Annotated in this window: 10 protein-coding genes; 6 read left to right on the top strand and 4 right to left on the bottom strand. The window is 72.4% G+C overall.

Annotation, left to right across the window (positions count from 1 at the left end; genetic code table 11):
* Positions 1-224: 224 nt before the first annotated feature.
* On the bottom strand, positions 225-1064 hold the full coding sequence (locus tag ACYVD5_RS00675) for a DeoR/GlpR family DNA-binding transcription regulator (protein WP_460998856.1): 840 nt from the start codon (positions 1062-1064) through the stop codon (positions 225-227).
* Positions 1065-1696: 632 nt separating this feature from the next.
* On the opposite strand from ACYVD5_RS00675, the gene ACYVD5_RS00670 reads away from it, so the two are divergent.
* The 6 genes from ACYVD5_RS00670 (at position 1697) to ACYVD5_RS00645 (ending at position 10149) form a co-directional block, all read left to right on the top strand.
* Positions 1697-3379, top strand: coding sequence for a sodium:solute symporter family protein (locus ACYVD5_RS00670; protein ID WP_460998855.1), 1683 nt, complete (start codon positions 1697-1699; stop codon positions 3377-3379).
* Positions 3380-3429: 50 nt separating this feature from the next.
* Entirely contained in the window at positions 3430-3714 is a 285-nt protein-coding gene (locus ACYVD5_RS00665; RefSeq protein WP_460998854.1) for a hypothetical protein, read from the top strand.
* Between the two features lie 379 nt (positions 3715-4093).
* The gene (fdh, locus tag ACYVD5_RS00660) at positions 4094-7345 is read left to right on the top strand and encodes a formate dehydrogenase (protein WP_460998853.1); all 3252 of its coding nucleotides are present in this window, start codon (positions 4094-4096) and stop codon (positions 7343-7345) included.
* Between the two features lie 90 nt (positions 7346-7435).
* Complete coding sequence (locus tag ACYVD5_RS00655) at positions 7436-8296, top strand: 4Fe-4S dicluster domain-containing protein (protein WP_460998857.1); 861 nt, start codon at positions 7436-7438, stop codon at positions 8294-8296.
* Entirely contained in the window at positions 8293-9378 is a 1086-nt protein-coding gene (gene nrfD / locus ACYVD5_RS00650; RefSeq protein WP_460998852.1) for an NrfD/PsrC family molybdoenzyme membrane anchor subunit, read from the top strand. The genes ACYVD5_RS00655 and nrfD overlap by 4 nt, the downstream gene beginning before the upstream one ends.
* Before the next feature lie 171 nt (positions 9379-9549).
* Positions 9550-10149, top strand: coding sequence for a dihydrofolate reductase family protein (locus tag ACYVD5_RS00645; protein ID WP_460998851.1), 600 nt, complete (start codon positions 9550-9552; stop codon positions 10147-10149).
* A 172-nt stretch (positions 10150-10321) separates the two neighbouring features.
* On the opposite strand, the gene ACYVD5_RS00640 is transcribed toward ACYVD5_RS00645, so the two are convergent.
* The 3 genes from ACYVD5_RS00640 to ACYVD5_RS00630 form a co-directional block, all read right to left on the bottom strand.
* Positions 10322-11761 (bottom strand): NADH-quinone oxidoreductase subunit N, encoded by a 1440-nt coding sequence (locus tag ACYVD5_RS00640; protein WP_460998850.1) that lies wholly within the window; start codon positions 11759-11761, stop codon positions 10322-10324.
* Positions 11762-11771: 10 nt separating this feature from the next.
* Positions 11772-13355 (bottom strand): complex I subunit 4 family protein, encoded by a 1584-nt coding sequence (locus tag ACYVD5_RS00635; RefSeq protein WP_460998849.1) that lies wholly within the window; start codon positions 13353-13355, stop codon positions 11772-11774.
* Between the two features lie 347 nt (positions 13356-13702).
* A partial coding sequence (locus ACYVD5_RS00630; RefSeq protein ID WP_460998848.1) for a proton-conducting transporter transmembrane domain-containing protein occupies positions 13703-15623 on the bottom strand: 1921 nt, incomplete at its 5' end.

Raw genomic sequence — 15623 nt, 5'->3', positions numbered from 1 at the left:
CTGTTTCAACCGCTGTGCGGGGCGTGTCGGCTGTTACCAACGTCCCGGGACATCACACCTAGGGCGTGTTCGGCGGGTCGCTGCGCTACTGCGCGGCTCCCCGCCGCGCGTGCGGGGACCGGCCGTACCGACCGGACAGTGCGGGCGCGGGCGGCCGTCCCGTTCGGGCGCGAGCACCTGCCCACCGCGGCGATCGGTCCGGTGCTGAACCGGAGCACCGGGTCCTACTCGGCCGCCGCCGGGCTCTCGGCGGGCTCCCCGGCGCCGCTGCCGCCGCGGGCCACTTCCTCTGCCTCCTCGGCGATCAGCAGCCCGCCCACGCGGTCGGCGAGCTGCTGGCGGGCCTCGCCGTCCAGGCCCGTGTCGGTGACCAGCACGTCGCAGCGTTCCAGCGGTGCGATGGTGCAGATACCGACCGTGGACCACTTGGTGTGGTCGGCCACGACCACCAGCTTGCGGGATGCCTCGACCAGCGCCTGGTCGGTCTCTCCCTCCATGAGGTTGGGCGTGGTCAGCCCGGCCGATACGTCCATCCCGTGCACGCCCAGCAGCAGCGTGTCCAGGTGCAGGCTGCGCACGGCCGCCACCGCCAGCGGTCCGACCAGCGCGTCGGACGGGGTGCGGAACCCGCCGGTCAGCACGACGGTCTGGTCCGAACGCGGCGAGCGGTAGAAGACGTCGGCGACCCGCAGGCAGTTGGTGACCACGGTCAGCCCGGGGGTCTCGCGCAGGTGGTGGGCGACGGCGCAGGTGGTGGTGCCGGCCGACAGGCCGATCGCGCTGTCGGGTTCGACCAGTCGGGCGGCGGCCCTGGCAATGGCCTGTTTCTCGTCCTCCTGGCGCGTGGCGTTGACTTCGAAGCCGGGTTCTTCGGTGCTGTGCCGGTGCGGGGCGACGGCGCCGCCGTGGACCTTGCGCAGCAGACCGCGCGCCTCCAGCGCGTCCAGGTCGCGCCGCACGGTCATGTCGGAGACGTCCAAATGCTCGACGAGCTCGGTGACCCGGACGCCCCCGGATGCGCGCACCTGTTCGAGGATCAGTGCCTGTCGCTGCGCGGCCAGCATCGCGTCCCCCGTGGTCTGCGGTCCCGGCGGTTCGCGGGCTCGGGCCGGGCGGTGCCCGCACGAGCGGTGGATCCGCGTGACCGTGTTGGAAATTGTTGGGAGAATACTGACATCTTGCACATCGTTGTCAAGCGCTCCGCCAACCGCGGCTTAGCGGGACCGATCGCCACACACCCGCCTTCCACCGTTTCGACCTGCTCTTATGGCGGTTACCTTGAGGTGTTTCCACGCGGTGCGACTGCATCCGGTATGCAACGCTTGACACTCTGCAAGTTGTGCAAGAAGGTTACTCCGGCTGTGGGTTAATGTTCGGTTTCGGGTAAATTGCACAAGCTCGCTCACAACCACATACAGGAAAACGGGGCACGAGCTCGACCAGCTCATGTTCCCGCCCCGCTGCACGGCCGGAGGCAAGGCGCCGAACGGTGATCCCGTACCCGGCGCCGCCCCGGCCACGCAGCGGATCGCGGGCACGGCCCCCGGTGCCGCGGAGAGCTCCGGTCGGCCTGCGACGGCGGGCACGGGCCCCTCGGCCGCCCGTGCCGGTCGGCTCCCCGCTCCGGTCGCGGACCAGCGGCTCCGCGGCTGCACCCCCACGGGAGGAACATTATGTTCAGAGAGGACAGGCCGAAGTGATCGCCCTAGCACAAGAGCCGCTACGGCTGGACGCCGGCTTCATCGACTACGCGCTGCTCGCGCTGTACTTCGTATTCGTACTGGGCATCGGCTTCCTCGCCCGGCGCTCGGTATCAACCAGCCTTGACTTCTTCCTGTCCGGGCGCTCACTGCCGGCCTGGGTGACGGGCCTGGCCTTCATCGCCGCCAACCTGGGCGCCGTCGAGGTCATCGGCATGTCGGCCAACGGCGCCAAATACGGCCTGCCGACCATGCACTACTTCTGGGTCGGCGCCGTACCGGCGATGCTGTTCCTGGGCATCGTGATGATGCCGTTCTACTACGGCTCCAAGGTCCGCAGCGTCCCGGAGTTCATGAACCGCCGATTCGGCAAGGCGGCCCACCTGGTCAACGGCGTCAGCTTCGCGACCGCCCAGGTCCTGATCGCCGGCATCAACCTGTTCCTGCTCGCCAGCATCGTCGACGCCCTACTGGGCTGGCCGCTGTGGCTGTCGCTGGTGGTCGCCGCCGCGATCGTCCTCAGCTACACAGCGCTGGGCGGGCTCTCCGCGGCCATCTACAACGAGGTGCTGCAGTTCTTCGTCATCGTGGCGGCGCTGACACCGCTCACCCTGGCGGGGCTGCACCGCGTCGGCGGCTGGTCCGGCCTGGTCGAGGAGGTCACCCAGAGCCCCCAGGGGCCCGAGCAGCTCTCGGCCTGGCCCGGCAACGCGCTGACCGGCTTCACGGACAACTTCCTCAGCATCTTCGGCATCGTCTTCGGTCTGGGCTTCGTGCTGGCGTTCGGCTACTGGACGACCAACTTTGTCGAGGTCCAGCGCGCAATGGCCTCCAAGAGCATGTCGGCGGCCATGCGCACCCCCATCATCGGCGCCTTCCCCAAGCTGTTCATCCCCTTCCTCGTCGTCGTGCCCGGCATGATCGCCGGTGTCAGCGTCTCGGAGATGGTCGCGCTCAAGGCGGGCGAGAACACCAATGTCGAGTACAACGACGCCCTGCTGCTGCTCATGCGCGACACCCTGCCCAACGGCCTGCTCGGTGTCGCGCTGGCCGGGCTGCTGGCGTCGTTCATGGCCGGTATGGCGGCCAACCTCAGCTCGTTCAACACGGTGTTCACCTACGACATCTGGCAGTCGTACATCGTCAAGAACCGCCCCGACTCCTACTACCTGAACATGGGCCGCTGGGTGACCGTCGGCGCCACCGTGGGTGCGGTCGGCACCGCGTTCATCGCCGCGGGTTACTCCAACCTGATGGACTACCTGCAGCAGCTGTTCTCGTTCTTCAACGCGCCGCTGTTCGCAACGTTCATCCTGGGCATGTACTGGAAGCGGATGACTCCGCACGCCGGCTGGAGCGGTCTGGTCACCGGTACCGCGGCCGCGATCACGGTGTTCGTCCTCAGCGAGACGGGCGTGATCGGCCTGTCGGCGCAGGGCGCGAGCTTCGTCGGCGCCGGTGCCGCGTTCGTGGTCGACATCGTCGTCAGCGTCGTGGTCAGCCTGTTCACCCGGCCCAAGCCCGACGCCGAGCTGGTCGGCCTGGTGAAGTCGCTGACCCCGCGCGAATCGCTCCGCGCTTCGACCACGGGTGAGGACGCCGGGTGGTACCGCCGCCCGGGTCTGCTGGCCGGCATCGCCCTGGTGATCGTGATCCTCCTCAACATCTTCTTCGCTTAAAGGACGGCAGGGCAGATAAATGAGAGAAAACCTGGCAAGGAGGCAGACCGATGAGTGCTGACGGCTCCGCATCCGCATCGGGGCGGCCCAACGCCGCCAAGGCCTTCGACATCCGGACGGTCATCGGCCTGCTGTTCGTCATCTACGGCGCGGTCCTGACCGTGATGGGCATCTTCGCCTCGCCCGAGCAGATCGAACACAGCGGCGGAGCGAACCTGAACCTCTGGTCGGGTGTGGGCATGCTCGTCTTCGGCCTGCTGATGGGGGCGTGGGCGATGCTGATGCCGCTGCAGGTCCCCGACGACCAACAGGAGCAGGACAAGCCGAACTCGTAGCGCTCGGCTCCTGCCTGCTGCCTGCTCCCACCGGCTTCTGACGCGCAGCACTGCGCGAGCCGCCCCGGCCGTTCGGCCGCCCGGCACCCCGCGGCGGGTCCGGGCGGCCGTTTTTCGTGTGCGCTGCTTCCGCCAGCAGCAGCCGTTCGGCGGCGCCGCCCCGCTCTCCCCGCGGCCTTGCGCGCCCGCACCCCCCGCGCAACCGCGCCGGCGCCCCGCATCCCCTGCCTTGCGGACATCCGTGCGGTTGCCGGCGGCGTTTGCCGCACACCGGCCCGGGTAGCGGCCGCTCGCCCCACGAGCACAGCGGGCCCATCCCGCGTGCTCGGCGGCCCGCCGGCCCGACCAGTGCACCAGGCAGAGGAGCAGAGGAGAGGCTATGGGCGTTCGCAGCTTGATCGAATCGTGGCCGGTCTACCGGCAACTCACCGGCGATGACCCCTCCGGCCGCGGTGCCGCGGCCAAATCCGCGGCCAGCTCGGCCCTGCGGGCGCGCACTGCCGAAGCCGACCGGGTGGTGAAGTCGGTCTGCCCCTACTGCGCGGTCGGCTGCGCGCAGAACGTCTACGTCCGCGACGAGCAGGTCGTCCAGATCGAGGGCGACCCCGACTCCCCCATCAGCCGGGGCCGGCTGTGCCCCAAGGGTTCGGCCAGCCTCCAGCTCACCACCGGATCCTCCCGCAGGCACAGGGTGCTGTACCGGCCGCCCAATGGCGCCGACTGGCAGCAGATCGGGCTGTGGGAGGCCATGCACATGGTCGCCGACCGGGTCATCGAGGCCCGCCGGCAGGGCTGGCAGGACGAGCAGAACGGGGTCGGGACCTCGCGCACCCTGGGTATCGCCAGTCTCGGCGGCGCCACCCTGGACAACGAGGAGAACTACCTCATCAAGAAGCTGCTGACGGCGCTGGGCGTGGTGCAGATCGAGAACCAGGCGCGCGTGTGCCACAGCTCCACGGTCGCCGGGCTGGGCACCTCGTTCGGGCGCGGCGGCGCCACCACTTTCATGCAGGACCTGCAGAACTCCGACTGCATCGTCATCGAGGGCTCCAACTACGCCGAGGCGCACCCGGTCGGGTTCCAGTGGGTGATGGAGGCCAAGGCCCGCGGCGCCGTGGTCATCCACGTCGACCCGCGGTTCAGCCGCACCAGCGCACTGGCCGACCTGCACGTGCCCATCCGCGCCGGCACCGACATCGCCTTCCTCGGCGGGATCATCAACCGGGTCCTCACCGAGGAGAAGTACTTCCGCGACTACCTGGTCACCTTCACCAACGCCGCCACCATCGTCAACGAGGAGTTCCGCGACACCGAGGACCTCGACGGGCTGTTCTCCGGGTTCTCCGCGGACGGCCGCAAGTACAACGTGCGGACCTGGCGCTACGAAGGCGCCGACATCGCACCCGCCTCCGGCCAGCGCGACCAGGAGTACTGGAACCGGGTCGAGCAGCCGCAGGAGACCGGGGCGGGCGCCCGCCCGGAACAGCAGGGCGCCGGCGGCGCCGCGGTGGGCGGCACGCCCGATACCGACCCCACCCTGCAGCACCCGCGGTGCGTGTTCCAGATCCTCAAACGGCACTACTCCCGCTACACGCCCGAGATGGTCGAGCGGATCTGCGGCATCCCCCGCGACCTCTTCGACCGGGTGTACGGCCACCTGACCGAGAACTCCGGCCGCGACCGCACCTCCGCCTTCTGCTACGCGGTGGGCTGGACCCAGCACACCGTGGGCGCCCAGTACATCCGCGCCGCCTCGGTGCTGCAGCTGCTGCTGGGCAACATCGGCCGCCCCGGCGGCGGTATCCAGGCGCTGCGCGGCCACGCCAGCATCCAGGGCTCCAGCGACGTGCCCACCCTGTTCAACCTGCTGCCGGGCTACATACCGATGCCCCACGCCCACGAGGAGCAGACCCTGGAGGACTTCGTCACCGCCGACGCCGCAGTCAACGGCTTCTGGTCGGAGATGGACTCCTACCTGGTCAGCCTGCTCAAGGCGTGGTGGGGCGAGCACGCAACGGCCGAAAACGACTACGCCTTCGGTTACCTGCCGCGCATCACCGGCTCGCACAGCACCTACGACACGGTCATGGAACAGATGCGCGGCGTGTGCAAGGGCTACTTCCTGATGGGGGAGAACCCGGCCGTGGGCTCGGCCAACACCCGCGCCCAGCGCCTGGGCATGGCCAACCTGGACTGGCTGGTGGTGCGCGACTTCTCGCTGATCGAAAGCGCGACCTGGTGGAAGGACGGGCCCGAGATCGAGTCGGGCGAGCTGCGCACCGAGGACATCGGCACCGAGGTGTTCTTCTTCCCCGCCGCCGCCCACACCGAGAAGTCGGGCACCTTCACCAACACCAACCGGACCCTGCAGTGGCACGACCGGGCGGTACTGCCCCAGGGCGACGCCCGCAGCGACCTGTGGTTCATGTACCACCTGGGCCGCATCATCCGCGAGAAACTGGCCGGCTCCACCGACCCGCGCGACCGGCCCCTGCTGCAGTTGACCTGGGACTACCCGCTGGAGGAGGGCGCCGAGCCCTCCGCTGCGGCGGTGCTCGCCGAGATCAACGGCTACGGCGCCGACGGCCGCCACCTCGACGCCTACACCCAGCTGCGCGGCGACGGTTCGACCAGCTGCGGCTGCTGGATCTACTGCGGCGTCTACGCCGAGGGCGTCAACCAGGCCGCCCGCCGCAAACCGCACACCCAGCAGGACTGGATCGCCGCCGAATGGGCGTGGTCGTGGCCCAACAACCGGCGGCTGCTCTACAACCGGGCCTCCGCCGACTCCGAAGGCCGGCCGTGGAGCGACCGCAAGGCCCTGGTGTGGTGGGACGCCGACCAGGGCGCGTGGACCGGGCACGACGTCCCCGATTTCGAAGCCGGCAAGCCGCCGCACTACCGGCCGCCCGAGGCAGCCCGCGGGGTCGCGGCCCTCAGCGGCACCGACGCCTTCATCATGCAGGGCGACGGCAAGGGCTGGCTCTACGCGCCCGCGGGGCTCACCGACGGGCCGATGCCCACCCACTACGAGCCCCAGGACTCGCCGGTCGCCAACCTGCTCTACGGCCAGAGCCGCAATCCGGCGCGCGCGGTCTACCCGCACGAGAGCAACCGCTACCACCCCGACCCGGGTACGCCCGGAGCCGCGGTCTACCCGTACGTGGTGACCACCTACCGGCTCACCGAGCACTTCACCGCGGGCGGGATGAGCCGCTGGACCCCCTACCTCGCCGAACTGCAGCCGGAGTTCTTCTGCGAGGTCTCGCCGGAGCTGGCCCGCGACCGCGGCCTGACCCACGGCGACTGGGCCACCATCGTCTCGGCGCGCAACGCGATCGAGGCGCGGGTGCTGGTCACCGACCGCATGGTGCCGCTGCAGGTGCACGGCAGCACCGTGCACCAGATCGGGATGCCCTACCACTGGGGGCCCAACGGCTACAGCACCGGCGACGCGTTCAACGAACTATCGGCCATCGCACTGGACTCCAACGTGCACATCCAGGAGGTCAAGGCGCTGACCGCCGACATCCGGCCCGGGCGGCGCCCCCGCGGCAGCGGCCGCCGCGACCTGGTACTGGACTACCAGCGGCGCGCCGGGGTCGACGACCGGACCGGAACGGAGGTATGACACATGGCCCTGGACGAGCGTTCCGGCGTGCGCACCGGCGACACCGGCGGCGGCGCGGACTCCGGTGAAGGCGACGGGCACCGCCCGCGCATGGGGTTCTTCACCGACACCAGCGTCTGCATCGGGTGCAAGGCCTGCGAGGTCGCCTGCAAGGAATGGAACCTGGTCCCGGAGGACGGGCTGGATTTCACGGCCATGTCCTTCGACAACAGCGGCGGGCTGGACGCCGACACCTGGCGCCACGTCGCCTTCATCGAGCAGCGCAAACCCATCGGCGTGCAGGAGAGCGGCGTGGGCCGGCCCGAGGGCACGCCCGACCCGGTCGACCTGGGCATGCCCTCCTTCGAGCTGCCCGGCTCCGCGGCCGGCGAGGATGAGCGCGGTGAATTCCGCTGGCTGATGTCCTCGGATGTGTGCAAGCACTGCACCCACGCGGCCTGCCTGGACGTGTGCCCCACCGGATCGCTGTTCCGCACCGAGTACGGCACGGTCGTGGTGCAGGAGGACATCTGCAACGGCTGCGGATACTGCGTGCCGGCCTGCCCCTACGGAGTGATCGGCCAGCGCGAGGACGATGGCCGGGTGTGGAAGTGCACGCTGTGCTACGACCGGCTGGGCGACGGCCAAGAGCCGGCGTGCGCAAAGGCGTGCCCCACCGACTCCATCCAGTTCGGGGAATTGGACGAGCTGCGGGAGCGCGCCGACGAGCGGCTGCGCAACCTGCACGGCGCCGGGATCGAATCGGCGCAGCTCTACGGCCGCGACCCCGGCGACGGTGTCGGCGGCGACGGCGCGTTCTTCCTGCTGCTCGATGAACCCGAGGTCTACGGGCTGCCGCCGGACCCGGTGGTGACCACCCGCGACCTGCCGTCGATGTGGTGCCACGCCGGCGTGGCGGCGGCGGCGCTGCTGGCCGGTATCACCGCGGCGTTTGCGGGGAGGCGCAGTTGAGCACATCGGACGTGACCAAGGACGGCATCCGCGGCGCGCGGCCCGACCGCGAGGCGTTGACCGGCGCGGTCACCACCCTGGACGGGCACCGCACCGAGCGGCGCCCCGACCGGGGCCGCGACCGCGGCGGCGAGGCCGAGTTCCGCTCCTACTACAACCGGCCGGTACTCAACCAGATCGTGTGGGAGCCCCGCGACATCGCCGGCTACCTGTTCCTGGGCGGGCTGGCGGGCGCATCGTCGGTGCTGGCGGCCGGGGCAGATCTGACCGGGCGGCCCGGCCTGGCACGGCCGCTGCGCTACACGGCGCTGGCGGCCGTATCCGGTTCCGCCGCCGCGCTGATCAACGACCTCGGGCGCCCCGCGCGGTTCCTGAACATGCTGCGGGTCGTGAAGTGGACGTCGCCGATGAGCGTGGGCTCCTGGCTGCTGGCGGGCTACGGCCCGCTCGCCGGTGCGGCCGCGGTGTCGCAGGCAACGGGGCTGCTGCCGGGCCCGGGCCGGCTCGCGGGGTTGGGCGCCGCAGCGGTGGGCCCGGCCGTGGCCGCCTACACCGCGCCGCTGATCTGCGACACCGCGGTGCCGGCCTGGCACGAGGGCTACCGGGAGATGCCGTTCGTGTTCACGGGTTCGGCGGCGGCCGCGGCCGGCGGGGTCGGCATGATCGCGGCGCCGCTGGACCAGGCGGGGCCCGCACGGCGCGCAGGGGTTTTCGGCGCGGCCCTGGAGAACACGGCGCTGGCCGCGATGGAACGGCGCATGGGCATGGTCGCCGAGCCTTATCGGCACGGGCGCAGCGGTGCGCTGATGCGGGCCGCCAAGGTACTGACCATTGGCGGCGCGGCGGGGGCCCTGCTGGGCCGGCGCAGCCGGACCGTTTCCGTGCTGTCGGGGGCCGCGCTGCTGGCCGGCTCGGCTTGCACCCGGTTCGGTGTCTTCCAGGCCGGGGTGGCCTCGGCCGCCGACCCCGAGTACACGGTGGTCCCGCAGCGGCAGCGCCTCCGGGAGCGGAAACGGGAACAGCAGGAGCAGGAGCAGGAGCCCGCCGCCGGCCCTGCGGAAGTGCCCGGATTTCAAAGCTGAGACAGGCATTTCTGCATGATCGTCGCCGGGAACCCGACATGACACAGACACGCGCGCCCACCTGCCGGCGCCACCGGCAATCGCGCGCGAACCGCCGCGCGGGCGATGAGTTTTCGCCGGTGCCGCGGTCTACTCTGCGGACACTGCGGAAACGAGCACCTGGAGACCGGCATGCGGATCGTACTCAGCGACTTCATGAGCCTCGACGGCGTTGTGCAAGCGCCCGGCGGCCCCGAGGAGGACACCGACGGCGGGTTCGCCCACGGCGGTTGGTCGATGCCCTACTTCGACGAGGAGGTGATGGCCTCCTACATCGACGAAGCCGTGCAGTCCACCGCGGCGCTGCTGTTCGGCCGCCGCACATGGCGGGTCATGGCCGACCACTGGCCCGAGCGCACCGAGGACGACGACCCGTTCACCGAGCGGATGAACGCGTTGCCGAAGTACGTCGCCTCGACCACGCTGACCCCGGCCGACATGCGTTGGAACTCCACGCTGCTGCCGGCCGACGACGTCTTCGGGGCCGTCGGCCGCCTGCGCGGCGAGGGCGAGGGCGACATGCACGTCATGGGCAGCTCGAACTTCGCGCAGCAGCTCGTGGCCCGCGACCTCGTCGACGAGTTCCGGATGATGATCGAACCCGTGCTGCTGGGCGGCGGCAAGCGCGCCTTCCCCGAAGACGGCCGCTCGCGTCCGCTGCGGCTGGTCTCGGCCACACCCACGCCCACCGGCGTGGTGCTGTGCACCTACCGGCGCGCCGACTCCGAGTAGCGCCGGGGAGGCGGCGGGCCGCCGCTGGTGGGGCGGCTCGCCGGGTGGGTGGCCGGCCCGACCGCTGGTCTGGGCACTCGCCGGGCGGGCCGCTGATCGGGCGGCTCGCCGGGCGGGCAGGCCGCCAAGCGACCGAGCCGGCCGCTCGGCGAGCAGCCGGCCGGGCCGCCGGTCAACCCGCCAAGGCAGCGGCATCCAGCCCGTCCAGCACCACACCGGCAGCCACGCCCAGCAGCAACGACAGCGCAGCCGCGCCGACCGCAACCGCGGCCGCCCAGCGTCCGGACCGGCCGGTGCCGGTGTGTCCGGCGGATCCGGCGGCACCGGCCGGGCCCGCGAACAGCGGCAGGATCCAGCGCAGGTAGTAGAACAGGCTGGCCGCGGTCGCAGCTGCGGCCAGCACCACCAGCCACACCAGACCCGCGTCGTAGGCGGCGGTGAAAACGGCCAGCTTGCCGACGAACACCGCGGTTGGCGGGGTGCCGACCAGGCCGAGCAGGCACACCACCAGGCTGAGCGCCAGCCAGGGGCGGCGGCCGAACAGCCCTCTCCACTGGCCGATCCTTTCGGCGCCGGGCAGCGCGCACACCGCGGCGAACGCCCCGATGTTGGTGACCGTGTAGGCCGCCAGGTAGTACAGCAGCGCCGGCAGCGCCTCCGGCGACCCCGCATAGGCGGCCACGGCCATCAGCAGGAACCCGACCTGGCCGATGGTGGAGTAGGCCAGCAGCCGGCGGACGCCGTCCTGGCCGAAGGCGGCGAGGTTGCCCAGCACCATGGTGGCCGCCGCTGCGGCGGCCACCAGCAGCGGCCAGCCGCCTCCCGCCTCCAGCGGCAGCCCGGCACCGAACCGGTAGACCGCCACCAGGGCGCCGATCTTGGGCACGGTGGTGATGAACGCCGCGACCGGCGGCGGCGCGCCCTCGGTGGCGTCTGGCACCCAGAAGTGTGCGGGCACCGCACCGGACTTGAACAGCAGCGCCGCCAGCACCGCCACCGCCCCGGCTGCCGCTGCGGCGGGCGGCGCCTCGGGCAGGCCGGCGCCCAGCAGCGCGTAACCGGTGGCGCCGCCGGCTGCCAGCAGCACGGTCGTCCCGCCCAGCAGTACGACGCCGAACAGGGCGCCCATCAGGAAGTACTTCAGGCCCGCCTCGGTACCGGGCGCGTCCTTGGCAAAGGCGACGAGTGCGTACAGCGGGATACTCGCCAGCAGGTAGCCGGCGGCCAGCACCAGCAGCCCGTTCGCTCCCGCCAGCACCAGCGAGCCCAGCGCCGCGAGCAGCAGCAGCACGTAGGCCTCGGTCTCGCGGCGGGCGCCGCCGAACTGCTCGGTGCCGGCCAGGACCACCATGCCCGTTCCCACCAGCACGGCGGCGCGTGCGGCATGCAGCGGCAGGTCGACGGCGTAGGAGCCCGACGCCGCGGTGTGGGCGGCACCGCCGGCCGCCGCGACCGCGGTGGCCGCGAGCGCGGCGGTGACGGCGGCCAATGCGAGCGCGCGCACGATCCACTGCCTGCGGCGCGGCAGCCAACTGCCCAGCAGCAGCCCCGCGACCGCGGCAAGCGCGAGCACGGCTTCGGGGAGTAGCGCAGCGAGCGTCATCGTGGCCATGGCCGCCGCCCTACCGCAGCACCAGGTCGGCCGCTGCGGCGGCAGCGGGCGCGATGACGTCGAGCACGGTGCGCGGGAACAGTCCGATGAGCATGGACAGCGCCAGCAGCGGCACGATTGCCGCGCTTTCGGCGGCCCGCAGGTCGCTGAACGCGTCGGGGCCGCCGCCGCCCGGGCCCACCGGTGGTCGGCGGCGGCCCAGCAGGAGCCGCTGCAACGCGCGCAGCAGCAGTGCGGCGGTGATCAGGATGCCGGGCAGCGCCAGTGCGGTCGGCAGCGGCGCCAGCCCCAGGCCGCCGGTGAACACCTGGAACTCGGCGATGAAGCCCGACAACCCCGGCAGCCCCAGCGATCCGAACGCGGCCACCGCCAGCGCGGCGGCAAAGCGCGGCGCGGGCCCGGCCAACCCGCCGTAGGAACCCATGTCGTAGGTGCCGCCGCGCGCGTAGAGGACTCCGGCGAGCAGGAACAGGGCGCCGGTGAGCAGGCCGTGGCTGACCAGTTGCACCGCCGCTCCGCTGACGGCGAGCTCGGCCGCCGGGCCACTGCCGGCCGCCGCGGTGCCGGCCGCGCCCAGCCCCAGCAGCACATAGCCCATGTGGTTGACCGAGGTGTAGGCGACCATGCGCTTGAAGTCGGTCTGGGCCAGGGCCACCAGCGCGCCGTAGAGGACGGAGACCGTCCCGAGGAGGGCGATGCCCGGTGCCCAAGCGTGCCAGGCCCCCGGCAGGATCGGCATGGCGATCCGCACGAATCCGTAGGCGCCCATCTTCAGCAGCACCCCCGCCAGGACCGCCGATCCGGCGGCGGGCGCGTCGGTGTGGGCGGGCGGCAGCCAGGTGTGGAACGGCACCAGCGGCGTCTTCACCGCAAGGCCCGCGCCGATCGCCAGCAGCACCGCGCCGCCGGCCGCCGCGCGGCCGTCCAGCGGGGTCTGGCGCGCCAGCTCGACCATGTCGAAAGTGTGCGGGTCGGCCGACAGGTACAGGCCGATGAAGCCGACCAGCAGCGCCAGCGATCCGACGAAGGTGTAGAGGAAGAACCGCAGCGCCGAACGCGCGGGGTCGCCGTGTCCCCAACCGGCGATGACGAAGTACATCAGCGCGATGGACAGGTCGAAGAAGACGAAGAACAGCAGCAGGTCGAGGGCGGTGAATAGCCCGGTGGAGACCGTCTGCAGGGCGAGGAACAGCGCCGCGTAACTGCGCGGGCGCGGGTGGCGGGTGCGTAGCGAGTACACGGCGCAGGCCAGGAACAGCACCGCGGTCATCGCCACCAGCGGCAGCGAGAACCCGTCGACGCCGATGTGGTAACCCGATCCGAGGCTGGGGATCCACTCCAGGTCGGTTTCGTAGGCGACCGGGCCGGCGGGGCCGCTGCCGCCCGGCGCCGGGTCCACCGCGGCGCCCGGACCGTTCAGGGCGTCGGGGTAGCCGCTCCACAGCACGCCCACCAGGACCAGTTCGACACCGGCCGCTGCGATCCAGGTCACCGGCACAGCCCGGTCCGCGGCCCGGCCGGCGGTCCGCGGCAACACCATCAGCACACCCGCGGCAACCAGCGGCAGGAAGACGACGACAGAGAGCACGGTCACCTCAACAGCCTCGACGCCGGCGGCACGGACAGCACAGAAAAGGCGGACGGCATGGACAAGTGGCGGATGTGTGCGCGGCCCCTGGGGCGGGGCCACCTGCGGTCCCGCGCGGCAGCGGGCGGAAGGGCGGTGGGCGCAGGGGCGGTGGACCGAAGAAAACCGCGGCGCTCCGCGCGCAGGACTTCGTGGGCCAGCACCGCCTGCTGCCGGCGCACCTGTGCGCCCAACGCCATGGCCGCAATGACCGGCTCGACACGACCGCCCCGCACACCGGCCAGCCGCGGGACCCAGGCAGCGGGCAGAGCCACCGTGAGCGGCGCGACAGCGGGCGCAGACTCAACCATGGCTCACCCCACCGCCGCCAAAACAGCCACAACCACCGCCGCAGCAGCAAGCACCGCGGCGCTCTGCGCGTAGTACTGGTGGACCAGACCCGTCTGCGGGCGGTGTGCCTGCGCGCCCAAGGCCCGAGCGCCCGACGCCAGCGCCGCAACGACCGCCTCCACCACCGGCTCGACACGGTCGCCCAGCACACCGGCGAACCGCGGGACCCAGGTGGCGGCGCCGGTGATTCCGCGGTCCAGTACCCGGTCGTCGAAGGCCGCCAACGCGCCCGCCGCCGCCAGCACCGGCGCCGCCACGGTGCTGCGTGCGGCCTGTTCCAGACCCAGCCAGCCGCGCGGCCACCGGATCCACCACCGCCGGGCGGGCGCGGGGGCCGGCTCGCGTCTGCGTACCAGCACCACCGCACCGAGCACGCCCACTGCGACCAGCGCCGACACCGCCGCGGCCGGCGGGCCGGGCGCGGGCGCGGCGGGGTGGCCGAGCAGGGCGGCCCACCGGTGTCCGGCCTCCGGAAGCGCGAGGGCGCCCAGAGCCGCCGCCGCGGCTGCGAGGGCGGGCAGCGGCAGCGACTCGCGGAGCCCGATCGGACGGGCGGCGCGGAAGGCTGCGGTGCCGGCGGCCGTGTCAGCGGCACTGGTGGCGGCGGCGGTGCCCCTGCCCGCGCCGGTGCTGCGCGCGGCGCTGTCCGGCGCGGGGCGGGACCACACCACCGCCAACGCCACGCCCGCATAGCCCGCGGCCAGCGCTGCGGCGGCGTACCCGGCGACGTGCAGTGCAACGCCCGGTGCGGCGGCCAGCACCAGATCCTTGGCCGCCCACACCGACAGCGGCGGGATGCCGCCGAGCGCAAGCGCGCCGACCGTGAAGCAGCCGCCCGCGAGCCGATGCCTGCGGGCGGCCCCGCGCAGCCCGCCGAGGCCGGTGGTCCCCAGCGACACCAGCCAGGCGCCCGCCACCAGGAACAGCAGGCTCTTGACCGCGGCGTGCGCCGCGAACTGCGCTGCGCCGCCGGCCACGCCCCCGGCACCGGCGGCGAGCACGACGAAACCGAGCTGGGCGCTGGTCGAGGCGGCGAGCAACTGCTTGAGGTCGCGCTGGCAGCAGGCCACGGCGCCCATCACCAGTGCCGTCAGCGCACCCGCCCAGGCGGCTGCGGGCCCCGCCCAACCGGTCGCCGCCAGCGCGGGCTGCACGCGCAGCAGCAGGTACCCGCCCGCCGCGACCATCGTCGCCGAGTGCAGCAGCGCCGAGACCGGGCTCGGCCCGTCCATGGCGCGCGACAGCCAGAAGGCGAACGGCAGCTGGGCGGACTTCCCCAGGGCGGCGGCCAGCAGTCCGGCGGCGGCCACATGGCTCCACGGCGCGGTCAGACCCGCCAGTTCGTCCAGCTCCAGCCCGGGTGCTCCGCCGGCCAGTGCGGCGCCGGCCGCAGCGTAGATGCCCAGGTCGGCGGTGCGTGTGGTGAGGAACGAGACGGCGGCGGAGGACCCGGTGCGCGGCTCGCGCCAGTGGAAGGCGATCAGCCCGTAGGAGGCGGCGCCCATGACCTCCCAGGCCATGAGCAGTGTGAGCAGGTCTGCCGCCGTGACCGTGGCCAGCATCGCCGCGGCAAAGACCAGCAGCAGCCCGTAGTAGCGGGCATGCGAGCGGGTGCGGGAACGGGGCCGGGGGCCGCCGCTGCCGGGCCCGGCGTCCGAATCGCCGCCTGACTCGCCGCCGCCGCTCGGTTCGGCGTTCGGGGCGGCGCCGCCCGGCAGGCCGAACACCGCCACGGCGACCAGGACGGCGACCAGCGTCCAGATACCCACCGACGCCAGACCGTCGACCGCCAGCCCGACCCCGATCCCCGGCAGCGCGGGCGCCGCCACCGCGGGGCGCAGCGCCGCGACCGCCGCCGCGGGCACGGCCAGGACCGCGGCCACC

Source organism: Streptomonospora sediminis (assembly GCF_054778995.1).
Note: the sequence above shows the minus strand (reverse complement) of the source record. Positions and strands in the feature narration are given on the sequence as shown.